Annotated in this window: 23 protein-coding genes and 1 tRNA gene; 9 read left to right on the top strand and 15 right to left on the bottom strand. The window is 70.7% G+C overall.

Translation table 11 applies throughout. The features are described 5' to 3' along the window. Positions 1 to 20: 20 nt before the first annotated feature. The 7 genes from QJ852_19435 to QJ852_19465 form a co-directional block, all read right to left on the bottom strand. Positions 21 to 911: a branched-chain amino acid ABC transporter permease gene (locus QJ852_19435; protein ID WGX95321.1), complete on the bottom strand. Its 891-nt coding sequence runs from the start codon at positions 909 to 911 to the stop codon at positions 21 to 23. Between the two features lie 24 nt (positions 912 to 935). Continuing rightward, positions 936 to 2,063 carry an ABC transporter substrate-binding protein gene (locus QJ852_19440; protein ID WGX95322.1) on the bottom strand — a complete coding sequence of 376 codons (1,128 nt, stop codon included), beginning with the start codon at positions 2,061 to 2,063 and terminating at the stop codon, positions 936 to 938. A 311-nt stretch (positions 2,064 to 2,374) separates the two neighbouring features. After that, positions 2,375 to 3,262, bottom strand: a complete 888-nt coding sequence (locus QJ852_19445) for a CoA ester lyase (GenBank protein ID WGX95323.1) — start codon at positions 3,260 to 3,262, stop codon at positions 2,375 to 2,377. Between the two features lie 479 nt (positions 3,263 to 3,741). After that, complete coding sequence (locus tag QJ852_19450; protein WGX95324.1) at positions 3,742 to 4,209, bottom strand: nuclear transport factor 2 family protein; 468 nt, start codon at positions 4,207 to 4,209, stop codon at positions 3,742 to 3,744. Further along, a complete protein-coding gene (locus tag QJ852_19455) occupies positions 4,206 to 5,291 on the bottom strand; it encodes an SDR family oxidoreductase (protein ID WGX95325.1) in 1,086 nt (361 codons plus the stop codon). Before QJ852_19455 ends, QJ852_19450 begins: the two co-directional genes overlap by 4 nt. Before the next feature lie 145 nt (positions 5,292 to 5,436). Next, positions 5,437 to 6,252 (bottom strand): phytanoyl-CoA dioxygenase family protein, encoded by an 816-nt coding sequence (locus tag QJ852_19460; protein ID WGX95326.1) that lies wholly within the window; start codon positions 6,250 to 6,252, stop codon positions 5,437 to 5,439. A gap of 76 nt (positions 6,253 to 6,328) precedes the next feature. Then, entirely contained in the window at positions 6,329 to 6,724 is a 396-nt protein-coding gene (locus QJ852_19465; protein WGX95327.1) for a VOC family protein, read from the bottom strand. A gap of 382 nt (positions 6,725 to 7,106) precedes the next feature. On the opposite strand from QJ852_19465, the gene QJ852_19470 reads away from it, so the two are divergent. Then, positions 7,107 to 7,676 (top strand): GNAT family N-acetyltransferase, encoded by a 570-nt coding sequence (locus QJ852_19470; GenBank protein ID WGX95328.1) that lies wholly within the window; start codon positions 7,107 to 7,109, stop codon positions 7,674 to 7,676. Between the two features lie 4 nt (positions 7,677 to 7,680). Continuing rightward, positions 7,681 to 8,193, top strand: a complete 513-nt coding sequence (locus QJ852_19475) for a MarR family transcriptional regulator (GenBank protein ID WGX95329.1) — start codon at positions 7,681 to 7,683, stop codon at positions 8,191 to 8,193. A gap of 180 nt (positions 8,194 to 8,373) precedes the next feature. Here QJ852_19475 and ettA read toward each other — a convergent pair whose 3' ends face one another. The 6 genes from ettA to QJ852_19505 all read right to left on the bottom strand — a co-directional run bounded on the left by ettA (position 8,374) and on the right by QJ852_19505 (position 15,177). Beyond that, positions 8,374 to 10,056, bottom strand: a complete 1,683-nt coding sequence (gene ettA / locus QJ852_19480) for an energy-dependent translational throttle protein EttA (GenBank protein WGX95330.1) — start codon at positions 10,054 to 10,056, stop codon at positions 8,374 to 8,376. Between the two features lie 9 nt (positions 10,057 to 10,065). Continuing rightward, on the bottom strand, positions 10,066 to 10,527 hold the full coding sequence (locus QJ852_19485) for a single-stranded DNA-binding protein (GenBank protein ID WGX95331.1): 462 nt from the start codon (positions 10,525 to 10,527) through the stop codon (positions 10,066 to 10,068). A 198-nt stretch (positions 10,528 to 10,725) separates the two neighbouring features. Beyond that, a complete protein-coding gene (locus QJ852_19490) occupies positions 10,726 to 11,004 on the bottom strand; it encodes a hypothetical protein (GenBank protein WGX95332.1) in 279 nt (92 codons plus the stop codon). Continuing rightward, positions 10,971 to 12,311, bottom strand: coding sequence for a 50S ribosome-binding GTPase (locus QJ852_19495; protein WGX95333.1), 1,341 nt, complete (start codon positions 12,309 to 12,311; stop codon positions 10,971 to 10,973). Before QJ852_19495 ends, QJ852_19490 begins: the two co-directional genes overlap by 34 nt. An 8-nt stretch (positions 12,312 to 12,319) precedes the next feature. Next, entirely contained in the window at positions 12,320 to 14,059 is a 1,740-nt protein-coding gene (locus QJ852_19500; GenBank protein WGX95334.1) for a GTPase domain-containing protein, read from the bottom strand. Next, positions 14,056 to 15,177 (bottom strand): PrsW family intramembrane metalloprotease, encoded by a 1,122-nt coding sequence (locus QJ852_19505; protein ID WGX95335.1) that lies wholly within the window; start codon positions 15,175 to 15,177, stop codon positions 14,056 to 14,058. The genes QJ852_19500 and QJ852_19505 overlap by 4 nt, the downstream gene beginning before the upstream one ends. A gap of 71 nt (positions 15,178 to 15,248) precedes the next feature. Between QJ852_19505 and QJ852_19510 the strand changes: the two genes are divergently transcribed. The 5 genes from QJ852_19510 to QJ852_19530 all read left to right on the top strand — a co-directional run bounded on the left by QJ852_19510 (position 15,249) and on the right by QJ852_19530 (position 19,606). Continuing rightward, the gene (locus tag QJ852_19510) at positions 15,249 to 16,679 is read left to right on the top strand and encodes an aminopeptidase P family protein (GenBank protein ID WGX95336.1); all 1,431 of its coding nucleotides are present in this window, start codon (positions 15,249 to 15,251) and stop codon (positions 16,677 to 16,679) included. 174 nt (positions 16,680 to 16,853) lie between these two features. Further along, positions 16,854 to 17,297: a universal stress protein gene (locus QJ852_19515; GenBank protein WGX95337.1), complete on the top strand. Its 444-nt coding sequence runs from the start codon at positions 16,854 to 16,856 to the stop codon at positions 17,295 to 17,297. A gap of 119 nt (positions 17,298 to 17,416) precedes the next feature. Further along, positions 17,417 to 18,757 (top strand): NADP-dependent malic enzyme, encoded by a 1,341-nt coding sequence (locus QJ852_19520; protein WGX99482.1) that lies wholly within the window; start codon positions 17,417 to 17,419, stop codon positions 18,755 to 18,757. Positions 18,758 to 18,795: 38 nt separating this feature from the next. Next, positions 18,796 to 19,422: a hypothetical protein gene (locus QJ852_19525; protein WGX95338.1), complete on the top strand. Its 627-nt coding sequence runs from the start codon at positions 18,796 to 18,798 to the stop codon at positions 19,420 to 19,422. A gap of 111 nt (positions 19,423 to 19,533) precedes the next feature. After that, positions 19,534 to 19,606, top strand: a tRNA-Arg gene (locus QJ852_19530). On the opposite strand, the gene QJ852_19535 is transcribed toward QJ852_19530, so the two are convergent. Next, positions 19,568 to 21,094, bottom strand: a complete 1,527-nt coding sequence (locus QJ852_19535) for a 2-isopropylmalate synthase (GenBank protein ID WGX99483.1) — start codon at positions 21,092 to 21,094, stop codon at positions 19,568 to 19,570. The genes QJ852_19530 and QJ852_19535 overlap by 39 nt on opposite strands. A 216-nt stretch (positions 21,095 to 21,310) precedes the next feature. On the opposite strand from QJ852_19535, the gene QJ852_19540 reads away from it, so the two are divergent. Further along, positions 21,311 to 22,117 (top strand): ATP-binding cassette domain-containing protein, encoded by an 807-nt coding sequence (locus tag QJ852_19540; protein WGX95339.1) that lies wholly within the window; start codon positions 21,311 to 21,313, stop codon positions 22,115 to 22,117. A 28-nt stretch (positions 22,118 to 22,145) separates the two neighbouring features. Beyond that, positions 22,146 to 22,805, top strand: a complete 660-nt coding sequence (locus QJ852_19545) for a hypothetical protein (protein ID WGX95340.1) — start codon at positions 22,146 to 22,148, stop codon at positions 22,803 to 22,805. A gap of 87 nt (positions 22,806 to 22,892) precedes the next feature. Here the strand turns inward: QJ852_19545 and QJ852_19550 are convergent, their stop codons facing one another. Further along, positions 22,893 to 23,918 (bottom strand): adenosine deaminase, encoded by a 1,026-nt coding sequence (locus QJ852_19550; GenBank protein ID WGX95341.1) that lies wholly within the window; start codon positions 23,916 to 23,918, stop codon positions 22,893 to 22,895. Positions 23,919 to 23,944: the final 26 nt, after the last annotated feature.

Raw genomic sequence — 23,944 nt, forward strand, 5'->3', positions numbered from 1 at the left:
AGGATTTCCTTAGATATCTGCTAGGCCCGATTAGTGACGTTGGCCGACTTGACGATCCCGTCGGGGCGCAGGACGAGGAAGAGCATCAACAGTCCGAACACCACGACGTCGCGGTACGACGACGAGAGGTACCCGGTCGTGTAGGCCGACGCCAGGCCGACCATGACGCCGCCGAGGAAGCCGCCGGACACGCTGCCGATCCCGCCGATCACGAGCACCGCCATCGCGATGACCAGGTAGTTGTGACCGATGTTGCCTTCCACGATGTTGAACGCGAGCGACACCAAGGTGGCCCCAAGGCCCGCCAAGGCGCCGGACATGAAGAACACCAGGACGCTCACGCGCTCCGCGTTGATCCCCATCACCGCCGCCACCTCCCGATCACTGGCAACCGCGTTCACCTCGCGCCCGAACTGGGTGGACGCCAGCAGCCACTTCAGGAAGACGAACATGGCTACCGCGGTGCCGACGATGATCAACTGCAGATTCGAGAGCTGAAGACCGAGGACCGACCAGCTCCGCGTCCCGATCAGATCGAAGGGCAGCCGCACCACGGTGTTCTCGAGGTGGTGGAGTGCGAACTCCGTCAGGACTATTCCTGCCCCCAGACTGGAGACGAAGATGAACATGTCACTGTTCTTTCGCCCCTGCAGGTGCCGGATCGCCAGGAGATAGACGAGCACGTTGAGGACCCCTGCGAGGAGCGCGACCACGGGCAGCGCGACGAGCAACGACCATCCGAGACCGTCCGTGAGCTCCCACGCGAACACAGCTCCCCAGGTGAAGATCGCTGCGTGGGCGACGTGGAAGACCTTCATATTGGCGAAGACCAGGCTGAAGCCCAGCGCATAGAGCGCGAACAACGACCCCAACGCCACACCGTTGATAGTTTGCTGAAGAAAGAAGTCCATGGTGCCGTCTCCGCCCCGAGCCGATCACTTGCCCACAGGGACGATGGTTCCGGTCTCGTCGAACTCCATGACGACGCCCGGGTAGATCGCTGTCCCACTGTCGCGGAAGGCCCAGGACTCGTACGTTCCGTTCTCCTTGACGATGTCAGTCTCAGCGGCCTGCGGCATGTACTTGGCGATCGCCGCTCCATCGAGGTCTTCGTCGGCCTCCACCGCCAAGGACGCAGCGCCAGCGATGAGCCAAGCAGTCTGGTAGCCGGTGGCTGAGACGGACTCGGGCGGGACGTCGTACTCCTCGATGAAACGCTTCTCGAACTCGCCACCCTCGGCCGGGGCCCAGTAGGCCGCGAACTGTGCGCCGACGGCGACATCACCAGCGACGTCGTAGACCTGCTTGCCCCAGGAGACGCCTCCCGCCATCTGGACGTCCTCGAATCCTCCGGAGCGCTCCATCTGGACCATGAGGTTGCCCGCGGTCTCAGACAGCGTTGAGAAGAACACGGCGTCCGGGGACGCTGCCTTGATCTTCGTGACGACCGGCGCGAAGTCGTTGTCCTTGGCGGAGATGTCGATCTCCTCCACCATTTCTCCGCCCGCTTCTTCGTACCCCTCCTGCAGGGCTGCGGCAATGTCCTTGAACGCCGGGTTCTCTCCATCGACGAGCATCACGGCCGTCTTCGCCCCCTCGGTGGCGACGTACTTGCCGAAGTTCTCGTTGGGCGTGATGGCGTCGGGAAGCGCGAACACGCCGCCCGGCTCCGACTTCGTCTCGTCACCGACCGACGAGCTCAGGAGCACGGCGTCGTCCTTCTCCATGTACGGCTGCAGTGCCCGCTGGATCGGCGTCGAGCTCGGACTGATGAAGATCGAGATGTCGTCGCGAAGGAACTTGTTGTACTGCGTGATGGCGGACGGCACCTCGCCTCCGACGTCTTGGCTGTCGAGCCTGAGCTTGAGGTCGCCGAGAACGCCGCTCTCGTTGACGGCCTCCACACCCAGCTTGATCCCCTTGTCGAACGGGAGCCCGTACGGGCCCGCCGTCGGGCCCGTCAGGTGGGCGAGATAGCCAATCTCGAGATCATCGCTGTCCGCCTTGGCGTCAGCGCCACAGGCGGTCAGGCTGAGCGCGGTCAACAGCGCGGTGGCTCCCATGGCCGCCTTCTTGCCGAGTGCTGCGTGTGGAATCATGAAGATCTGCCCCTTCTCGTAAGGTAAAAGCGCCGACCGATCAGTCAAGAACGTTCGACCGCTCTCCTGGCGAGGATGTGACCTCTGCCATACCGAACGATGTCTGCCGGTGATCCAGGCCACAATGTGTGCTCACACAATTGGCTCGCTCCTGGCGCGAGAGACACACACCCACCAGCCCGGAGAGGCGAGTGTCTGACCGCACGCCGGGCACGTCGGATCGCCAGGTCCCTAGCTCGGTCAGGGACCTGACGACAGGCTCGCCGTACTCCGTCTCAGCGAGCGCCGATCCCCGCGTCGTCTCGTCCCGCGGCGCGAAGGACGTCCAGTGCCCTGCCGACTGTTGGGACGTCCACGATCACGCCGCGAGCGACCACTTGCCCCTGTCCCGCTTCGAGGCCCTCCTGATAGGCCTCCACGATGGCGAGGGCATGATCGATCTCCGCCTCGGTGAAGCCGAACTCGCTCGTCACGACGTCGACGTCCTGAAGTGTCAGACACAGCTTGGAGGTGAATCCCATGCGCTTCGCGAGACGACATTCCTCGCGCACGAAGTCCAGATCGCCGACGATCAGCGAAGCCGTGTCGATGGGGGCGGTGAGACCGTACGCCGCGGACACTTCCACCAACCGCGCGCGCACGTGGTTCTCGAACTCCCCCATGCCGGTGTACAGGGTGTTCGTGTCACGGGTGAGGTCACCGATACCCACGACGAGGGCGTGCGGAGGTTCGCCCTGGCCGCAGATCTGGTCGAGATGGAGTAGGCCGCGCGCAGTCTCGACCAGGGCGACGAGCTCCGCCTCCACCCCCGTCTCGAGCAGAGCGGTCCGCACCCGCGCCAGCTGCTCAGCGCTCTCGACCTTCGGGACCATCACTGCCGAGGCTGTCGCAGCCGCGACGCGGATGTCATCCGCCCAGCCGGCATGGTCCTCGTGATTGATCCTCACCCAGGTCCGTGCACGTGGCACGTCCACCTGCAGGATCTGTTCGCGGCGCGCGGCCTTTTCAGACTCCGGCACGGTGTCCTCGAGGTCGAACAACAGAATCGACGCCGCCGAGGCGACCGCCTCCGAAAGTCTCGGAACCTGGGAACCTGCGGTAGGGGCATCGTCGTTCGGCGCGGCGAAGAGGACGGAGCGGAACGTGGACGGTGTGACGGGCAAGAGCGTCTCCTTGCATCGAGTATCGGGCCAGCGGCCTCGCAGCGACCCTGCCCTGAAGTCCCGGCCGTTCCAATGTGGTCTCCCCCAAATGTCGGCGTCCTCGCCGTGGCGACACATAGTCGGCGACCTCGAGTGCTCAGGAAGCTCCGGCTCGGTCTCACCTCACCCGACAGCGTGAGCTCCGACGTCTCGTCGCGTGCGACAAACCCTGTCGGATGAAGGATGGTGAGGAAGCACTCATCTCGTCCTCCGCACTTCAGCATCCCGGTGGCGACGCCGGGCCCGGCATCCGATGGTCAACAGCGCTGGGTGGTCGGTTGACCAGCCAGGATCGAAGTCGACGATCGCGACGAGGACGCCGCTGACCGCGCGTCACGGCCGGTCACCTCGGACAGACGGCTCGCGCAACAACGCCGGGCCGGCGTTCACAAAGCGCCCAGCTCGGTCCCGCGAAATCCCCGCACTGATCTCTGCCGGCGCTAGACAAGTCCACGTTCACTCAGCGATGGACCGACCATCCATCGAGGGGTCAGCACTCGACGGAGGATGCGAAGGCGAGCGCCTGCGCGAGTGTAGACATCGTCGTACTGCCCCACGCGGACGTCGGAGCTCGCTCGGTCGATCGAGTGGTAGGTAGAAGTCGAGCGAAGCACGGAGTCCTCGAGCCACACGTACGGGTTGGTTGTCTGGTGTGCCGGCGGATGGGGCGGACTCCCCAGAGCGAAGAACGCTGCGATCTCGGCCACCCCCTGCAGATGGGATCCGCCCAGCGCTGTCATGTCCAGCGAGGCTTCGGGATCGAAGACCCGCGTCCAGTCGCATGTCGTTCCACTGTCCGCCAGCATGCAGTAGAGACCGATGAGCTGGTGGACCTCGACGATGTCGGCGACCGTGACGATAACCCCGACATCGTCGGGGTCGGAGTGCGGACGACCACCGGGGCTCATGGGAGGGGCAGTAGTCGTCGCCGCTGCATCAGCTTGATCCAGTGACATGCACTTGCGTCGGTCTCGACGGCCTCGTGGAATCCGAACCGCTTGATCTTCACCGAGCTCATCACCGCAGGGCGCGGCACCTGATCCTGTCCGTAATTCAGCGCGAAGTCCGCCAGGTGATGGGACTCCCCGAGCAGGTCGCCCAAGCTCATCGGACGGAGGCGGTGTGCGACGACGATCTCGCGCCACACGTCCTCGTGGGCGGGCAGGAACTCAGCCAGCCTCGTCGGCACCGCGTGCCCCGGGTCGGGTACACCGAAGCACTCGGCGAGGGCGGGCCACAGGTCCGGCCAGGAGAAGACCTCACCGTTCGTCACATTGAACTGCTCGCCGTTCGCCGAGCGATTGGTGGCTCCCCACAAGATCGCCCGCGCAAGCAGACCTGCGTCGCACCCCTGACGGATGGCCTCAGCGCCACCCGGGTATGCGAACGGTCGACCCGTCGCCTTGCAGATGGCCGCATAGACGCCGATCGGAATGAGGCTGTTCATGGCGACGCCGGCCGTCGCTCCGAAGATGGCGGCGGGCCGGTAGATCGTCCAGCCGAACCCCAGGCGTGCCGCCTCGAACCTGAGGTAGTCCTCCTGGAGCCAGTAGAAGTTGGGGTGATCATCTCGCGGCATGCGTTCACGGGCTGGGATGGGCACGTCGTGAAGGTGGACGCCGTAGGCCTTGCCCCCTTGCAAGAGGCCGACGTGGGTCAGGTCGGCCACGGACGTCGTCGGTTCGACCACGTTCCGAAGCATGTCCAGGTTGATCTGACCGTGGTCGACGGACGTCCAGCCGGACACGAGGCCGGGCATCTCGTACAGCGCTGCGAACACGATATGACTCACTCGTTCGAGATGGTCCGCATGCCGGTCGAGGGCGGCGGGGTCACGCAGGTCCGCCGGGATCCAGTGGAAGCTTCTTGACGACTGGATCTCGGGTCGCCGCCTGGAGACGGCGATGACCTTCCAGCCGTCAGCGAGGAAGCTGTCGACGACCGAGGTCCCGACGAGTCCACTCGCCCCAGCGACCAGTACGTGACCCACCACGACGAACCTCCCTCACCTTGGCTGACTCGACCGGATGAGACACGCGACGATCGGGTCGTCGCATCGCAGGCGCGACCTCGAACCAGCGTCGCGACGACCCGATCTCTCAAAGCTCGCCACACCTGCCGAGCGCTGAGCGCGCTCAGCCGAGCCGGCTGATGCGCGGCACCTGGGGGCTGTCGCTGAACAGCTCACCCGGCGTCATCTCGAACGCGTCGAAGTGGCGGTGAGGTGCACCGGTGTAGATCACGTCCGTCGGCATGTAGCGCAACGTGTACGCCGCACGCCCCTGTGTGGTCTTGTTGCCGTCGGCACCGTGCACGGTCAAGTCGTAGTGCACCGTGGCGTCGCCGGCCTTGAGGTCGGTGCCCCCCGCGAATCCATACTTGCCCTCGAGGTACGGGTACGCCTTGCGGATGTCGTCTCCGGGTGCGCGGCTGAACCGCCCAAGGGGCCCTTCGTTGTGCGAGCCGGGCATGAACTTGAGAATCCCCATGTCCGCCGTGAGATCGGTCAGCGCGATCCAGATCGTGAAGGCGCCCTTACGGTCGAACGGCCAGAACGGGTAGTCCTGGTGGAAGGGGGTGGGGCCGCCGTCGTTGCCAGGCTTCGTGAACGTCATGTCATGGATGAACAGGCCCTCCGGCTCGTCCAGAAGATCGAGCGCCAGCCCGGCGAGGCGGGGCGACAACGCGAGTTCGCGGAACCAGTTGTCCGTCCACGCCATGCCGTCGTAACTCTGCAGGACCCGCGCGTACTCCTCCGACGTCATCCACTTCTCGGACTCAGACGGCTGGACCGGCGCGGCGTACCTCTGCACCTGGTCGAGCATGGCTTGCACGGCGTCGGCGCTCAACAGTCCCGGAAGTGGCGCCCAGCTCTGTGACCGGAGGTGCTCGAGGGTGCCGTCAGGAAGCTGATACGCCTCCGACAGCTCGGGCAGAAGCTCTTCTGACATGTGCTTTCATCCTTCTCTTGGGCCCGGACAGAAAAGTCCGAGCAAATGGGTGTCGCGTGTTGGCAGAATCGAGCGACTACGCGCCGTACGAACAGAACTCGATCATGTTGCCGTCGGGATCGGTCACGAAGTACTGGCGCTCCGCAGCCGGCGAGTCCTCGAGCTCGAACACGTCCACGCCCTGCTCGCGCCACGAGTCGACGAGCTCATCAAGATCTCCTGGCGCGGGAACGGCAACCGCGAAATGGGGATCGGCCGGACTCTGTGGCGCCCCACCGCCGCGCCGGAAACCGCCGGTCGTCAGATGGACCGGCATGCCTGAGACCTTCAGCCAAACGCCGTCGAAATCGAACGCGGGACGCTCGATCTCCTCGAACTTCAGCAGCTCACAGTAGAACTGACGAGCGGCATCCAGGTCTGAGACACACACGCTCACGTGGTCGAATCGCATACCGACGTCGGAGGGCTTCATGACTCGATACTCCGCGAAGGGCCGCGCGGTTGACGATGGTGATCTCAACAATCTCGACCGTCTTTCCTCCATGCCAACACACCCGCGTCGGAGGCGAATGCCCGCTCGTACGACCCGAAGGCAAAGCCCACCACCCCATCGGGCTCTGTCTCGATGAGTTCCTCAGGTCCGAGACCACGGAGTCGTCGGCGGAAATCTAGATGGATCCAGGCGAGGCCGGCCCTTTCGCGGAAACCCGGGACAAGGGACAGCCTGCGACGAATCCCAGGGCCACGGCCTGCCTGGACCACCGACCCGGCGCGTTTGAACGCGCCGGGTCGGCGCTTTCTGGACGTTCAGATGCGACGGGTCGGTGTCGGTCGGGAGTCGTAGCCTGCGGACCATGAGTATCGAGGTGCGGCCGGCGACCGCTTTCGAGGACGTCAAGGCACTGGTCGGGCCGAAGCGGGCCGACGCCAGCGTGTGCTGGTGCCTGAGCTACCGGATCCCGTCGACGGTCAACAACGCCATGCGCGGGCAGGAGCGCGGGGAGTTCGTCGCCCGACTGCTCGAGGAGGGACCGCTCGGCGTCCTGGCCTACGACGGCGACGTACCCGTCGGCTGGGCGGCGGTCGCGCCTCGATCGGCCACGACCTTCGCCCGCAATCGCAAGATCCCCCACGTCGACGACCTGCCGGTCTGGTCGCTGTGGTGCATCCGGGTGCGTCCCGGGCACCGCGGCCAGGGCATCTCCCACCACCTCATCGAGGGCGCCGTCGCCTTCGCCCGCGAGCAGGGCGCGCCGGCGGTCGAGGCGTACCCGCTCGACAACGGCGACGCGAAGGTCGACCAGACCATGGCGTACGCCGGCCTGCGGGCCAACTTCGAGGCCGCCGGCTTCCGCCATGCCGCCGACACCACGTCCGTCCTGAGCGGACACCCGCGGGTGCTGATGAGGTTCGCCTTAGACTGACGCGGTGACTGACGAGAGCGCTGCGCGGGTGGCGACCGGCCACGAGCCGCGGTGGCTCGACCAGGACCAGCAGCGCGCCTGGCGCTCCTTCCTCCTCGGCACGACCCTGCTGCTGGACCGCCTCGACGAGGACCTGCGTCGCGGGCACGGGCTCTCCGCGGTGGAGTACGAGATCCTGGTCCGGCTCTCCGAGGCCGACGGGACGCTGCGGATGGCCCAGCTGGCCGCCGCGCTCGCCCACAGCCGCAGCCGGGTCACCCACACCGTGAAACGGATGGAGGCGGCCGGCCTCGTCGTCCGCGAGGAGTCGCCGGACGACGGTCGCGGCGTCGACTGTCGGCTCACCGACGCCGGTCAGGAGATGCTGCGCACCGCGGCCCCGGACCACGTCGAGACCGTTCGCCAGTCGCTCATCGACCTCGTCGACCGCAACGACCTGCTGGCGCTGGGCCGCGTGATGAACGCGGTCTGCGACCAGCTGATCTGCGCGCACCCGGAGCGCGAGATCCGCTCCTAGACACGAGCGTCCCACCGTCGATGCCGACAGTGTGGCCGCCTCGCAACGCTGGGTCTACGAGAGCCAACCGCGCGCGCGGCAGCGCGGCGCCGCCAGGGACGAGCCGCGCAGACCCGAGCGAGCGTGCCGCCGGCCGGAGCGGGAGTCCCGCCCGGCGGCGACGCGCTCGCGTCATCCAGCTCAGTCTCGCGTCAGGCGGCGGTGGGTGACCCGGTGGGGGCGGGCCGCCTCGACGCCGAGGCGCTCGATCTTGTTCTCCTCGTAGGAGGCGAAGTTGCCCTCGAACCAGAACCACTCGCCCTCGCTCTCCTCGGTGCCCTCCCAGGCGAGGATGTGGGTGGCGACCCGGTCGAGGAACCAGCGGTCGTGCGAGGTGACGACGGCACAGCCCGGGAAGTCGAGCAGCGCGTCCTCGAGCGAGGACAGGGTCTCCACATCCAGGTCGTTGGTCGGCTCGTCGAGGAGCAGCATGTTGCCGCCCTGCTTGAGCGTGAGCGCCAGGTTGAGGCGGTTGCGCTCACCACCGGAGAGCACGCCGGCCTTCTTCTGCTGATCCGGCCCCTTGAAGCCGAACGAGGCGACGTAGGCGCGGCTGTTCATCTCGAAGTTGGCGACCTTGATGAAGTCCAGGCCGTCGGAGACGACCTCCCAGACGTTCTTGTCGGGGTCGATGCCGCCGCGGCTCTGGTCGACGTAGGAGATCTTCACCGTCTGGCCGACGTTGAGCTTGCCTGCGTCCGGCTCCTCGCTGCCGGTGATCATCCGGAACAGGGTGGTCTTGCCGACGCCGTTGGGTCCGACGACGCCGACGATGCCCGCGCGCGGGAGCGTGAAGGAGATGTCGTTCCACAGCACCCGGCCCTCGAAGCCCTTGGTGAGGTGCTCGGCCTCGAGGACGACGTCACCGAGCCGCGGGCCCGGCGGGATGTTGATGTCGGCGGCGTCGATCTTGCGGGCCTTGTCGGCCTCCGCGGCCATCTCCTCGTAGCGGGCCAGACGCGACTTGGACTTGGTCTGGCGGGCCTTGGCGTTGGAGCGCACCCACTCCAGCTCCTTCTCGAGCATCTTGGCGCGCTTGGCGTCCTTGGCGCCCTCGACCTTGAGCCGCTCCTTCTTGGTCTCGAGGTACGTCGAGTAGTTGCCCTCGTAGCCGTGGATGGAGCCGCGGTCGACCTCGGCGATCCACTGGGCGACGTTGTCGAGGAAGTACCGGTCGTGGGTCACGGCCAGGACGGCGCCGGGGTACGACTTGAGGTGGCCCTCGAGCCACTGGACCGACTCGGCGTCGAGGTGGTTGGTGGGCTCGTCGAGCAGCAGCAGGTCGGGCTGCTGGAGCAGGAGCTTGCACAGCGCGACGCGGCGGCGCTCGCCACCGGACAGGTTGTCGACGAGGGCGTCGGACGGCGGGCAGCGCAGCGCGTCCATCGCCTGCTCCAGGCGGCTGTCGAGGTCCCAGGCGTTCATGTTGTCGAGCTCGGTCTGCAGCTCGCCCGTCTCGGCCATGAGTGCGTCCTGGTCGGCGTCGGGGTCGCCCATCTCCATGTAGGCGTCCTCGAGGCGCTTCATCTTCGCCTTGGTGTCGGCGACCGCCTCCTCGACGTTCTCCAGCACCGTCTTGCCCTCGGTCAGCGGCGGCTCCTGCTGGAGCATGCCGACGGTGGCGTCGGGGTCGCGGACGATGTCGCCGTTGTTGGGCACGTCCAACCCAGCCATCAGCTTGAGCAGCGAGGACTTGCCCATGCCGTTGGGACCGACGACGCCGATCTTCGCGCCGTGCAGGAACGACAGCGTGACGTTGTCGAGGACCACCTTGTCGCCGTGGGCCTTGCGCACATTGCGCAGAGAGAGGACGTACTCAGCCATGCCCCCAGGCTACGCAGCGGCGGCGCTCCGTCCTTGCCCGGGGTCGCGCTCGGGGTCACGCTCGGGCTCACGCTCAGGGGCGCGCTCGGGCTCGCCCGCCGCGGCCGGCGGGGCGGCCTTGACGAAGGTCGCGACCCCGCGGGTGAGGTCGTGGCCGATGGTGAGCGCCTCGATCTCGAGCGCGAGCACCTCGACGCCGTTCTTGTTGACGTAGGTGCGGTGCTCGAGCCGGCCGTGCACGAGGACCGGGTCGCCCTGGCGCAGGGACGGCCCGCCGTGGGTCGCGAGGCGCCGCCATGCGCTCACGCCGTACCACTGGGGCTGGCCGTCGACCCAGGCGCCGGAGGCCCGGCTGAAGTGACGTGGGGTGCAGCCGAGCCGGAAGCTGAGGACCGGCACACCGCCGACCTCGCGCAGCATCGGCGTCGTGCCGATCCAGCCCTGCACGGTGACCATCGTCTGGTGGGACATCTCGGACTCCTCTCATCGTGCCGGCCGCGGGGGCGACCGGTCACGGGGAGTCCACGCCACCGGGCCGACCGACGGCCTCGGTACGCCGCGCGGCTGTGGACGGACGCGCGCCCGCACCGGGGCTGTGGAGGATCGAGGGCCTCTCCGGGGACGTCTGATGCGGACGGGACCGAGGTGTCGAGACGCGGCTTCGCGACCTCAGCCGCGGGCGGTCTCGATGCCGCGCCGGAAGGCGGCGTACGACGACAGCTCGGCGCCGATCGGCTGCACGACGTCGCTGTCGAGCACCTGGTGCACGACGCCCCGCAGCCGCTCGTCGGCCTGGTCGGCGCGCTGGCGAGCCAGGCCGCGCACCAGCATCCGGCCGACGACGGCGAGCAGCAGCCCGAGCAGCAGGCCGCCGACGCCGAGGACCGCGGGCAGCGGGAGGCCCGCGACCTCGGTCAGGTCCGCGGTGGTGCCTTGGACGGCCGCCACGGCCCACCAGGCGAACCCGCCGACGGCGGCGAGCAGGAGCAGCCAGTGGAGCAGCCGGACCAGGCCGACCCAGGCAGGCAGTCGACCGCCGAGGTCGACGCCGCGCAGGCCCTGCTCGAGCCGCTCGCCGGTCGCGGCCAGCCGGGCCGACGCGACGTCGCGGACCCGTGGCGCCCAGGCCGGGCCGACGCCGTCGGAGGCCTCGTCGGCGAGCGCCCGCACGGTCGTGTCGACGGCGGCCCGGTCGAGCGGCGCGACCTCGGGGTCGGCCCCGGGCCCGTCCGCGCCACGCCCCAGCAGTGCGAGGGGCGGCCACGTGACCGCGCCGCGCGCGCCCGCTCGCCCACGGTGCGCTCGATGCCCTCGACCACCGCGGAGATGCCGGCGGCGTCGGCGAGCCGGTCCTCGACCTCCTCGACCCGGCGCGCGGAGAGCTCGGTCGCGGGGACGGTGCCACCCGCCTGCTCGAGGCGGCCCGCCGCAGCCGCGATGTCGGCCTCGACCCGCAGGCTGGTGCTGCGCTTGTCGTTGACCCGACGCAGGATCTCGGCGCGGAGCTCGGCCATGCCGATGCCCTCCTTCGCCGAGATCGGCAGCACCTGGACCTGCGGCAACCCGTCCTCGGCGAGCAGCCGCCTCACGTCGTCGATCATCGCCTGCCGCCGCTCGGGCGGCACGGTGTCGATGTGGTTGAGCGCGACGAGCATGACGCCCTGGTGGGTGCCCATCGGCTTGAAGTAGCGGTCGTGGACGGCCGCATCGGCGTACTTCTGCGGGTCGAGGATCCAGACCATCAGGTCGGCGACGGCCACCAGCCGGTCGACCTCCAGGTGGTGCGCGACCTCGGTGGAGTCGTGGTCGGGGAGGTCCAGCAGGACGACGCCGTCGAACTCCGACTCGGAGCGGGTGTCGAGCATGGAGTCGCGCATGGTCTGGTGCCGCGGCGGGATACCGAGCCAGTCCAGCAGCTCGCCGGCGCCCTCGCTCCCCCACACCACGGCGGTGGCCCAGGAGGTCGTGGGCCGGCGGATGCCGACCGAGGACAGCTCCAGGCCGGTCAGCGCGTTGTAGGTCGACGACTTGCCCGACCCGGTCGCGCCGGCGATGGCCACGACCGTGTGCCGGGCCGAGAGGCGCAGCCGTCCGGTGGACCTGTCCACACCCGTGGCGACGTCGTCGAGGACCGCGTCGGCCACCCGGCCGCGGGCGGCCTCGACGGCGGCTCCGAGCCCGGCGACCCGGGCGCCGATCGGTGTGCCCCGGGTCGCGAGGTCCCCGGGGATCCGGTCGTCGGGTCCTTCAGCCAACGGTGCAGTCACAGGTGTCCACCCGTCCCCTTCTTCGCCGCGGCGAACCGCAGGTCGTCCACTCGTCGCGCCGCCTGGCGGAGCTGGTCCGGAGCGTCCGGCTTGAGCTCCCACTGTGCGGCCGGCGCGAGATACCGGGCGCGCTCGGCGCCCATCAGGATGGTCAGCCGGCGGGCGAGGGTGCCGCGGGCCTGGTCGACCACGCGGGTCGCCCCGGCGTCGCCGAGGGTGCTCTCCAGCAGGGTCCGCCCCAGCCGTACCGACTCGCCCGCGGCGCCCCGCGGGTCGGGGCCGGCCAGGGCCACGACGCCCAGCGTGACGGCGAGCCCGCGCGCGCCGAGCGCGAGGAAGCGGGCGCTGTGGCGCGCGTCGCCGGCCTCGTGCTTGACGAACTCCTGCAACTCGTCGTGCCAGCCCCGGATCTCCTGCTCCGCCTGCGCGCGCAGGCCGCGACCGGCCCGGGTGAGGTCGTCGGTCGTCGACCGGAGCAGCGCCTCGCCGTAGGACCGCTCGCGCCAGGCGGCGGCCGCCGCCGCGGCGGCCCGCTCGGCGTGGTCGGCGACGAGGGCCTCCAGGCCCATCTCGATCGCCACGCCGACCCGCTCGGCCTGCTGCGGCTTGCCCTTGATCGCGTTGACCAGCCGCTCGCGCACGAAGCCGACCTTGGCCTCGAGGGTGCGGGTCAGCTCGCCACTGCCGACGAACTCCTGCCAGCGCGCCAGCAGGTCGCCGCGCAGCAGCGTCCCGTCGGCACCGGCGGTGAGCAGCGCGGTCTGCGCGCCGTCGTACACCTGGTCGGCGCTGGTCAGCAGCTCACCGACGGCCTCGACCTGCTGGGCGACGGCGTCGGCGATCGGGAAGGCCTTGCGGGTCACCGTGCGGACGGCTCCGGCGACGGTCTGGTTGACGACATCGCGCTTCGCGGCGGCGTCGGCGGCGAGCGCCGCGAGCCAGCCCTTGATCTCGGTGCCGTACGACGCCGGCAGCAGCCCCTCCTCGCTGACCGTGCCCTGGGGTACGGCGAACAGCGGGCTGTCCTTGAGCCCGCGGGCCGCCATCATCCGGGCGAGGTGGACCGAGACGGTCGCGACGTCCTCCTCCGGCGTCCGGCTCAGCACGAGCGCCACGGCGGTGTTGCGGTCGACGGCGTTCTTGAGGTGCTCCCACGGCACCTGGTCGGAGTAGCGCGCGGCGGAGGTGACGAAGAGCCACAGATCGGCGGCGGCGAGCAGCTGGGCGGCGAGCTCGCGGTTGCGCTCGTCGACGGAGTCGACGTCGGGGGCGTCGAGGACCGCCAGGCCACGCGGCACGGCGGTGCTCGGGACGAGCTGGATCGCGAACTGGTCGTTGGTGGGCTGCTGGACCCGCGCCAGCTCCGGCAGCAGCCGGTCGGCGCCGAACCAGCGGCCGTCCTCGGGGTGGTGGACCAGGACGGGCGAGCGCGTCGTGGGCCGCAGCAGGCCCGGGACGGTGACCCGGCTGCCGACGAGGGTGTTGACGAGCGTGGACTTGCCGGCACCGGTGGAGCCGCCGACGACCACCAGCAGCGGGGCGTCGATCTCGGTGAGCCGCGGGATGATGTAGTCCTCGAGCTGCTCGATGATGTGCTCGCGGCCGACCCGCAGCGCGTCCACGCCGGGGAGATCGAGCGGGAGCGGCGCGTTGAGCAGAGATCCGTGCAGGCGGACCACTTCGGTGAGCATCCTGCTCCCGAGGAAGTTGTCGCTGAGATCGGCGCCGAGGGTCATCGCTGGGGTACCACCTGTCCGGGAAATGCGATCCGCGGCCGGGCCGCCTGGATCCGACCGAGGAAGTCCTGACCGCGTACCTGCCAGTCGGCCGGGGCGGTCCCCCGCAGCAGCCGATGGTGCAGGTAGCCGAGCTCGATGGCGGCCTGCTGGTAGTCACGCATCGCGCGCTCCGCCTCCGGGCCGCCCTGGAGGCGGGCGTGGCGCCGCGCGTCGCGGCGGGCGCGCAGGTCGACGACCCAGCCGATGTCGGTGGCCGGCAGGAGGCCGCGCTGGGCGGCGTCGGTGAGCGCCATCCGCAGCACGTGGGCCTCGGTCTCGCGGGCCCACCAGGCCAGCGCGATCATGCCGATGAAGGCGGGCGCCATGATGACGACGTACACGACGGCGAAGCTGCCGAACCCGTAGACCGTGGAGCCGTTCCAGACGGCGTGGGCGAGCACGGCGAGGAGATAGCCGCCGAGCGGCGCGAGCCAGCGGACCGTGCGGCTGCGCGAGGCGACCGCGAGGCCGACACCGATGCCGGTGAACGCGGTGAACAGGGGGTGCGCGAAGGGGCTGAAGACGCAGCGGACCACGAAGGTGCCGGTGACGGCCTCGATGCCGCCGGGGCCCATGCCGTCGGTGCCGTTCCAGGCGGCGGCGAGATAGAGGATGTTCTCGGTGAAGGCGAAGCCGACGCCGACCATGCCGGCGTACACGATCCCGTCGAGGATCCCGTCGACCTCGGCCCGGCGCCACCACAGCAACAGGACCAGGAACAGGCCCTTGCTCGCCTCCTCGATCACCGGCGCGGCGACCGCCAGCGAGAAGTCGTCGGTGAAGCCGACCAGCAGGCCGCCGAGGCCCTGGACGACGATCGCGGCCATGGTCGCGACGAACGCGCCCCAGGCGAGACCGCCGACGAGCAGCATGCGCGGCTCGGGCTCGTAGCGGTCCAGCCAGAGGTACGCCGCCAGCACCGGGCCGACCGGTAGCGCGGCGAGCGCGGTCGCCAGCAGGGTGATGCCCGGGGCGCCCGACAGGGCGAGGATCAGCAGCGTGAGCAGCGCGCCGAGCACCACCGCCACGGTCACGACGACCGTGAAGGCAACACTGTTGCGGCGGGCTGGAGGCATGGGGGAACCCTATCCGGAGCGACGGCCGCGCCCCCGATCGCCGGGTGTGCCGGCGAGCGTACAGTGACGATGTGAGTGCGGACATCACCGACGACAGCGCCCAGAACGCCCCCAAGACGGAGCAGCACGACCCCGCCGTCCCCGAGGCCTACGCCGCGTTCATGCGGACCGGCTGGGACGAGCGCGAGGACGACGTCGCGCGCCACCCCGTCGCCGACCGCGCCGCGGCCCGCCGCGCCCGCCTGGCCGAGGCCTTCCCCGGTGAGCGGCTGGTCCTGCCGGGCGGCGGCTACCAGGTGCGCGCCTACGACACCGACTATCGGTTCCGCGCCGACACGGCCCACGCCTACTACTCCGGCAACCACACCTCCGACGCCGTCCTGGTCGTCGAGCCCGACGGATCCTCGGTGCTCTACGCGCGGCCGCGCTCGGGCCGCGACACCGACGAGTTCTTCCGCGACCGGCAGTACGGCGCCCTGTGGGCCGGCAAGCGTCCGTCGGCCGGCGAGCTCGAGGCTGCACTCGGGCTGACGGTCAAGCACGTCGACGAGCTCGAGGCCGACCTGGCGCGCAGCGCGAAGACCCGCGTGCACCGCGGTGTGTCCGCCACCGTCGACGGCCTCGTCGCCGGTGACGACGCCCGGGACGGCGAGCTGGCCCGGGTCGCCTCCGAGATGCGCCTGGTCAAGGACGCCTGGGAGGTCGCCGAGCTGCAGGCCGCGGTCGACGCGACCACGCTCGGCTTCGAGGACTGCGCGCGCGAGTGGGACCGCGTGATCGAGCACGGCGAGCGCTGGCTGGAGGGCACCTTCTTCCGCCGCGCGCGGACGATGGGCAACGACCTCGGCTACGAGTCGATCGTCGCCAACGGCTCCCACGCGACGACCCTGCACTGGATCGAGAACTCGGGCGCCGTCGTCCCCGGCGAGCTGATCCTGCTCGACATGGGCGTCGAGGGCGCGAACCTCTACACCGCCGACGTCACCCGCACCCTGCCGGTCGCCGGCACCTTCTCCCCGCTCCAGCGCGACCTCTACACCCTGGTCCTGCACGCCCAGGACGCCGCGCTGGGGGCCCTGCGGCCGGGAGCGAGGTTCCTGGCCGGCCACGACGCGGCGATGGGCGTGCTGGCCCACGGTCTCGACGACCTCGGCCTGCTGCCGGTGTCGGTCGACGAGGCGCTCTCCCCCGACTCCCGGGTCTACGCCCGCTGGACGCTGCACGGCGTCAGCCACATGCTCGGGATGGACGTCCACGACTGCGGCCAGGCCGCGCCCGAGGCGTACCGCGAGGCCGACCTGGTCGAGGGCATGGTGCTGACCGTCGAGCCCGGCCTGTACTTCCAGGCCGACGACCTGCTCGTCCCCGAGGAGCTGCGCGGCATCGGCATCCGGATCGAGGACGACGTCGTGGTGACCGCCGACGGCATCGAGAACCTCTCGGCCGCGCTCCCGCGCACCCCCGACGCGATCGAGGAGTGGATGGCCACCCTCCGCGGTTGAGCCGGGCGACGATCCGGGGAGGTGCCGGTCGCCGTCGCGAGCGTCGCGGCGCGCAGCAGGCGAGATCGGCCCGTGGTTCCCCGAGGCCGGGGAGCGACGGCGCGCTGCGCTACCTTGCTGCCCTGACAACTCGGTGCATTCGGTGTACTCGGTGAGCTCGAACAGGAGAGAGCGATGGCGGACAAGACGATCGTGACCGGTGTGGACGGCAGCGACACCGCGATGGCGGCGGCCGAGAGGGCAGCGACGCTTGCCCAGGCGCTGGGCGCCCGGCTGCACGTGGTGTCCGCCTTCGGCAAGTACGAGTCCGAGACCGTGCAGATCGGCAGCGACACCCTCATCCTCAGCTCCGAGCGGGACGCCGAGGAGGTGGCCGCCAAGGTCGCGACCACCCTGCGTACGGCGTTCCCCGGGCTCGAGGTCACCACGGCCGCGGCCGACGGCAAGCCGGGCGAGGCGATGGTGGCCGCGGCCGACCAGCTGGGCGCCGAGCTGATCGTCGTCGGCAACAAGCGGGTCCAGGGCATCGCCGGTCGGGTGCTCGGCAGCATCGCCCGCGACGTGGCCGCGCACGCCTCCTGCGACGTGTACGTCGCGCACACGCACGAGCGCAAGTAGCCGCTCCCCCGGCCCGTCCGGGGGCTCGGAGGTCCGGCGACTTCCGAGTAACCCCCGGGCGGGTCGAGACTGGGTCCGTGCCCACCAGGACTGCCACTGCCTCGTCGTACTCCATCACGATGCGTCTGCACACCACGGTCGACCACGGGGTCGTGGGTGAGGTCGCCACGGCGATCGCCGGCGCCGGCGGGATGGTGACCGCGATCGACGTCGCGGACTCCAGCGCGCACCGGCTCACCGTCGACGTCACCTGCTCGGCCGCCGACGCCGAGCACGCCGCCGACCTCCAGGCCGCGGTCGCGGCGGTCGCCGGCGTCGAGGTCCACAAGGTCTCCGACCGCACCTTCCTCATCCACCTCGGCGGCAAGATCGAGGTCTCCTCCAAGGTGCCGCTCAAGACCCGCGACGACATGTCGCTCGCCTACACCCCCGGCGTCGGCCGGGTCTCGATGGCGATCGCCGAGAACCCCGAGGACGTCCGCCGGCTGACCATCAAGGGCAACGCCGTCGCCGTCGTCACCGACGGATCGGCCGTCCTCGGCCTCGGCAACATCGGACCGGGCGCCGCACTGCCGGTGATGGAGGGCAAGGCCGCGCTCTTCAAGCGGTTCGGCGAGATCGACGCCTGGCCGATCTGCCTCGACACCCAGGACACCGACGAGATCGTGCGTGCGGTCGAGCTGATCGCCCCCGGCTTCGGCGGCATCAACCTCGAGGACATCGCCGCCCCGCGCTGCTTCGAGATCGAGGCCCGCCTGCGCGAGCGGCTCGACATCCCGGTCTTCCACGACGACCAGCACGGCACCGCGATCGTCGTGCTCGCCGCCCTCACCAACGCGCTGCGCGTGGTGAAGAAGGAGCTCGGCACCGCCCGCGTCGTCGTCTCCGGCGGCGGCGCGGCCGGCACCGCGATCGTGAAGCTCCTGCTCGCCGCGGGCGTCCAGGACGTCGTGGTCGTCGACCGCGACGGCGCGCTCGTCGCCGACGCCCCCGGCCTGTCGGCAGCCCACCAGGAGCTGGCCGCGCTCACCAACCGCGCGCGCCGCACCGGCGGCCTGCAGCAGGTGCTCGAGGGCGCCGACGTCTTCATCGGCGTCAGCGCCCCCGGCATCCTCGATCCGGAGTGGATCCCGACCATGGCGGCCGACCCGGTCGTCTTCGCCCTCGCGAACCCCGATCCCGAGGTCGACCCCGCCGCGGCCGCCCGCCACGCCGCGGTCGTGGCGTCGGGCCGCTCGGACTTCCCCAACCAGATCAACAACGTGCTCGCCTTCCCCGGTGTCTTCCGGGGCCTCCTCGACGCCCGGGCCTCCGAGGTGACGATGGAGATGATGCTGCGCGCCGCCGAGGCCATCGCGCTCGTCGTACGCGACGACGAGCTGAACGCCAGCTTCATCATGCCGTCGGTGTTCCACCCGGAGGTGCACCACGCGGTCGCCGCCGCGATCGCGGGGCACTGAGCCCGGAACCTTTCCGCCGTCGCGACCGTCGCAACGACATGGAGTTCCTCGCGCGTGTCCCGGTCGCTGTCCCCGTCCTCGTGACGGCACTCCTGATCCTCGGCGGGTGTGCCGACGGCCCGGAGGCCCCCGCCATCGAGACCCAGGAATCGACCGCCCCCGACGACCTAACCTGCCCCGACCAGCTGCCGCTCGGCGCGGACCCGGGCGGTCACGGGTTCGGCACGGACCGGCCGGCCGCGTCGGCACCGTCGCTGCGGGCGCCCGACCGGGCGTGGGTCTGCCGCTATCTCCCGCTCGAGGCGGGCCCCGCGGCGCAGGGGTCGGGTGTGACCTACCGGTGGCAGCGCGACGGTGCCGCACAGCCGGTCGCCGCCGACGCCCTGGACCCGCTCACGATGTCGCTGGCGGGCCTCCGGCCCGCGCACGACGACCTGATCTGCACGTCCGACCTCGGCCCCCGGTGGCTCCTCGTGCTCCGTCACCGCGACGACCTGACCGGCGTGGTGGTCGACGACTACGGCTGCCGGCAGGTCCGCCTCACCGGCGAGCCGTTCGACACCGCCCCGGGCGACGCAGGGCCCTCGGATGCTCCCGGCGTCGTGGGCGGGGTGCTCGACGCGCCGCCCGAGCTGCTCGCGGGCATCAAGGCCGCCTGGGGCTGACCCGGTCCGTGCGCCTCGGCAGGCCCATCACCGGAACAGGGGCGACACGACCGGCGGGTCCTCCCCAGGCGGCGCAGGGCGCGCGGGAATCGAGCGATACCCTCGGGCCAGGCCCCCGTGGCGCAATGGATAGCGCAGCGGATTTCTACTCCGATGGTTGCGGGTTCGACTCCTGCCGGGGGCGCCCATCGTCCGACCGGCTCGCCGCCCAGGCGGTGGAGCCGTCGTCGGAGCGGTACTCGACGAGGGTGAGGGGGACGGCGTCGGCGCCGACCCCCACCCCCGTCCGGTACGACGCCAGCACGGTCCCCCGCGCGCCCGACTCCCTCGCGGCGGCGCTGAGATAGGCCGCCTCGAACAGCGCCCACAGCTGCGCGGCGGTGACCTCCCCACCGGTGGCGTCGGTGTGCTGCTGGACGCGCCGGCTGAAGTCGATCTGCAGCCGGCGGGGCAGCTCGACGCCGTACTCCGCCTCCAGCAGGTGGGCGATGCCGCCCTTGCCGGACTGGGAGTTGACCCGGATCACCTCGTCGTAGCTGCGGCCGAGGTCGGCCGGGTCGACGGGCAGGTAGGGCACCCGCCACTCGACCTCGTCCTCGGGCTTGCCGAGCTCCGCGGCCCGGGCCCGGTGCTCGGCGAAGCCCTTGCGGATCGCGTCCTGGTGCGTGCCGCTGAAGGCGGTGTGCACCAGGGTGCCGGCGTAGGGGTGCCGAGGGTGCACCTCGATCCGCGTGCAGTGCTCGACCGTGCGGCGGACCTCGTCGATGTCGGAGAAGTCGATCATCGGGTCGATGCCCTGGGCGTGCAGGTTGAGGGCGAGGGTGGCGATGTCGACGTTGCCGGTGCGCTCGCCGTTGCCGAAGACGCAGCCCTCGACCCGCTGGGCGCCGGCCAGGACCGCCAGCTCCGCGCAGGCGATGCCGGTGCCGCGGTCGTTGTGCGGGTGCACGGAGAGGATCACGGAGTCCCGGCGGGCCAGGGACGTGTGCATGTACTCGATCTGGTCGGCGTACACATTGGGCGTGGCGACCTCGACGGTGGCGGGCAGGTTGAGGATCACCGGCCGCTCCGGGGTCGCGTCCCACAGGGTCGTCACCGCGTCGCAGATCTCCAGGACGTAGTCGGGCTCGGTGAGGTTGAAGACCTCGGGCGAGAACTCGAAGCGCACGTCGGGCAGCCCGTCCGCCAGCTCGAGGACGTCGCTCGCGCCGGCCAGGACCAGGTCTCTCAGCGAGGCTCGGGAGTGGCCGAGCACCACGTCGCGCCAGGTCGGGGCGGTGGCCGTGTAGAGATGGATGACCACGGGATTGCGCATCCCGCGCACGGACTCGACGGTGCGCTCGATCAGATCCCGGCGCGCGGGCGTGAACACGACGACGGTCACGTCGGGCGGCGCCAGGTCGGAGGAGGCGAGCAGCCGGACGAAGTCGAAGTCGGTCTGCGAGGCCGACGGATAGCCGACCTCGATCTCCTTGTAGCCCATCGCGACGAGCAGCTCGACGAACCGGCGCTTGCGGGCGGGGTCCATCGGCTCGGCGAGGGCCTGGTTGCCGTCGCGCAGGTCGACGGGCACCCACAGCGGGGCGGTGGTGAGCCGACGCGTCGGCCAGGTGCGCTCGACGAGCGGGACGGGGACGCGGTCGTAGACGTCGCGGTAGCGGTGGGAGGGCATCCCGGAGGGACGCTGGCGGTTCCAGGTGGTGACGGTCATGCGGGGTTCCTTGCCGGTCGTGGGTGTGGCCGGCGCACGCATCACTCCACGACGGGGAGCCAGCCGCACCAGGCCCCGCCGCGGCGGGGAAGGAGGAGGCCGGTGGTCCGCATGGCCTAGACTCTAACCACTCCTCAGACAAGTAGACAAGCGCAGACCAGCAAGGAACCGCCTGACATGAGCTCGACCGTCCTCGACCTGCACGACGTCGTCTTCCGCCGCGGAGGCAACGAGATCCTCCACGGGGTCGACCTCACCGTGCGCGCCGGTGAGCACTGGGCGCTGCTCGGCCCCAACGGCGCCGGGAAGAGCACGCTGCTCGGGTTCTGCAGCGCACAGGTGCACCCGACGTCCGGCACGGTCGACGTGCTCGGCAAGAGGCTGGGCCGGGTCGAGCTGCAGGAGCTGCGCCGCCACATCGGACACGTCAACCCACGCCACCCCCTCCAGTCCGGGCTGAGCGTCCACCAGGTGGTGCTGACCGGGATCACCGGCACCATCGAGCTGCCGATGCGCTGGTCCCCCACCGAGGCACAGGCGCGGACCGCCGACGAGCTGATCGCCGAGGTCGGCCTCACCCACCGGCGCGACGCCCGCTGGCCGAACCTCTCCCAGGGCGAGCGCGGCCGGACCCTGATCGCCCGGGCCCTGATCGCTCAGCCCGAGCTGCTGCTGCTGGACGAGCCGACCACCGGTCTCGACGTCGCCGCCCGCGAGCAGCTGCTCTCGGTCCTCGACCGGCTGGCCCACACGGCCCCCGAGGTCGCCTCGGTGCTGGTCACCCACCACCTCGAGGAGCTGCCCACCACCACGACCCACGCGCTGCTGCTCGCGCACGGACAGGTGGTGGTGGCCGGTCCGGTCGACGAGGCGGTCACCACCGAGACCATCACCCGCACCTTCGAGCACCCGATCGAGGTCGACCACGACGCCGGCCGCTGGCGGGCCCGCGCGCTGCCGCCGACCCGGCTGCACAGCGCGTAGGGCGCGACGGCCCGGGTACCTCCCGGGCATGCCGATCCCCGTCATCACCACCGCAGCCGACCTGACCGGACAGGCCCTGGCGACCATCACCCGCGGCGTCGCCGCGCTCCGGTCGCCCTCCGAGAAGCCGCTCCACCCCGACGGCGAGATGTACGCCGGCCGCCTGGTCCGCGCCGGCTCGGACACCCCGATCGGAGTGCCCTGGATCGACCAGCCGGGCGAGGACGAGGTGGCGGTCCGTCTCTCCCGGGCGATCGGGCTGCCCGGCCGCCTCCCGGACGTGCAGGGCCTGGCCCTGCGACTGCGCAAGGGCCAGACCCGGTACGGCGACCTGCTGCTCGCCACGACCGGCTGGGACCCGCTCACTCGCCACCTGCTGCTGCCGGCCTGGAGCGCCGACTCGCCCCTGACGACCCTGCTGCCGTACCGCAGCCCGGTCGGCCCGCTGGTGATCGGTGCCCGGCCCGTCGACGTCCGCGGCTACCACCTGTCCTGGGCGACGGTGGGCCGGGCGTGGCACCCGCTCGGCGAGCTCACCTTGGAGATGCCGCTGCCGGCGGAGGACGAGGTGTCCTTCGATCCGGTGGTGAACCCGCTGCCCGGCCTGCGGCAGTACGCCTGGGTCGAGCGGCTGCGGGAGCAGTCCTACGCCACGGCCCGCCGGCTGCGGCGCGCCTCCCCCAGCTGACCCCGCGCCCGCCGTACAAAGGACGGAGCCCCGCGGGAGGTATGAGCCCCGTGGGGCTGACGCCTTCCCGGGCGCTGCGTCACCGCGTCACGCCGGGGGCGCGTACGCCGCGATCTCGGCGCGCAGCCGCTCCTTGACGTCCTCGGGGGCGAAGGAGGCGTCCACGCCGGCGACGGCGAGCTCGGCCAGGCCACTCTCGTCGAGACCGAGCAGTCCGGCCGCGACCTCGTACTCCTGGTTGAGCGTGGTGCCGAACATGGGCGGGTCGTCGGAGTTGATCGTCACCAGGACACCCGCCTCGACGAAGACCGGCAGCGGATGCTCGTCGAGGGAGGCGACCGCGCGGGTGGCGACATTGGACGACGGGCAGACCTCCAGCGGGATCCGGTGCTCGGCGAGATGGGCCAGCAGGGCCGGGTCCTGCGCGGCCGAGGTGCCGTGCCCGATCCGCTCGGCGCCGAGGTCGCGCAGTGAGGTCCAGATCGTCTCGGGCCCCGTCGTCTCGCCCGCGTGGGGAACCGACCGCAGGCCGGCCGCCCGGGCCGCCGCGAAGTGCGGCACGAACCACTCGCGCGGCACCCCGATCTCCGGTCCGCCGAGGCCGAACCCGACCAGGCCGTCGGGCCCGTGGTCGAGCGCGAAGCCCAGCGTCGCGTCCGCCGCCGGGACGCCGGACTCCCCCGGGATGTCGTAGATCCAGCGCAGCACCAGGCCGAAGTCACGCTCCGCGGCGATCCGAGCGTCCTCGATCGCCTCCGTGTAGGCCTCGATCGCCATGCCGCGACCGGGCTCGCCGGGCAGCACGGACGTGTACGGCGTACAGGTGAGCTCGGCGTACCGGACGGACTGGCCCTCGTGGAGCTCGCGGGCGATCTCGTAGGTGAGGTACCGGACGTCCTCCGGCGTGCGGACCAGGTCGACGACGGCGAGGTAGACCTCGATGAAGTGCGCGAAGTCGCGGAAGGCGAAGAAGTCCCGCAGCAGGTCCGGGTCGGACGGGACCGTGCCCGGGTGGCGCTCGGCCAGCTCGGACACGATCCGCGGCGACGCGGAGCCGACGTGGTGGACGTGGAGTTCGGCCTTCGGCAGACCCGCGACGAAGTTGCTCAGCACGGGGTGATCCTGCCAGCCGACCGCGG

The organism is Nocardioides sp. L-11A (assembly GCA_029961745.1).
Classification (GTDB): Bacteria; Actinomycetota; Actinomycetes; order Propionibacteriales; family Nocardioidaceae; genus Nocardioides.

What these genes read in the sequence shown, in the direction of transcription:
- QJ852_19435 (WGX95321.1), bottom strand. Translation starts at nt 911, where the DNA reads ATGGACTTCTTTCTTCAGCAAACTATCAACGGTGTGGCGTTGGGGTCG.
- QJ852_19440 (WGX95322.1), bottom strand. Translation starts at nt 2,063, where the DNA reads ATGGGAGCCACCGCGCTGTTGACCGCGCTCAGCCTGACCGCCTGTGGC.
- QJ852_19450 (WGX95324.1), bottom strand. Translation starts at nt 4,209, where the DNA reads ATGAGCCCCGGTGGTCGTCCGCACTCCGACCCCGACGATGTCGGGGTT.
- QJ852_19460 (WGX95326.1), bottom strand. Translation starts at nt 6,252, where the DNA reads ATGTCAGAAGAGCTTCTGCCCGAGCTGTCGGAGGCGTATCAGCTTCCT.
- QJ852_19465 (WGX95327.1), bottom strand. Translation starts at nt 6,724, where the DNA reads ATGAAGCCCTCCGACGTCGGTATGCGATTCGACCACGTGAGCGTGTGT.
- QJ852_19470 (WGX95328.1), top strand. Translation starts at nt 7,107, where the DNA reads ATGAGTATCGAGGTGCGGCCGGCGACCGCTTTCGAGGACGTCAAGGCA.
- ettA (WGX95330.1), bottom strand. Translation starts at nt 10,056, where the DNA reads ATGGCTGAGTACGTCCTCTCTCTGCGCAATGTGCGCAAGGCCCACGGC.
- QJ852_19485 (WGX95331.1), bottom strand. Translation starts at nt 10,527, where the DNA reads ATGTCCCACCAGACGATGGTCACCGTGCAGGGCTGGATCGGCACGACG.
- QJ852_19500 (WGX95334.1), bottom strand. Translation starts at nt 14,059, where the DNA reads ATGACCCTCGGCGCCGATCTCAGCGACAACTTCCTCGGGAGCAGGATG.
- QJ852_19505 (WGX95335.1), bottom strand. Translation starts at nt 15,177, where the DNA reads ATGCCTCCAGCCCGCCGCAACAGTGTTGCCTTCACGGTCGTCGTGACC.
- QJ852_19515 (WGX95337.1), top strand. Translation starts at nt 16,854, where the DNA reads ATGGCGGACAAGACGATCGTGACCGGTGTGGACGGCAGCGACACCGCG.
- QJ852_19520 (WGX99482.1), top strand. Translation starts at nt 17,417, where the DNA reads ATGCGTCTGCACACCACGGTCGACCACGGGGTCGTGGGTGAGGTCGCC.
- QJ852_19525 (WGX95338.1), top strand. Translation starts at nt 18,796, where the DNA reads ATGGAGTTCCTCGCGCGTGTCCCGGTCGCTGTCCCCGTCCTCGTGACG.
- QJ852_19535 (WGX99483.1), bottom strand. Translation starts at nt 21,094, where the DNA reads ATGCCCTCCCACCGCTACCGCGACGTCTACGACCGCGTCCCCGTCCCG.
- QJ852_19540 (WGX95339.1), top strand. Translation starts at nt 21,311, where the DNA reads ATGAGCTCGACCGTCCTCGACCTGCACGACGTCGTCTTCCGCCGCGGA.
- QJ852_19545 (WGX95340.1), top strand. Translation starts at nt 22,146, where the DNA reads ATGCCGATCCCCGTCATCACCACCGCAGCCGACCTGACCGGACAGGCC.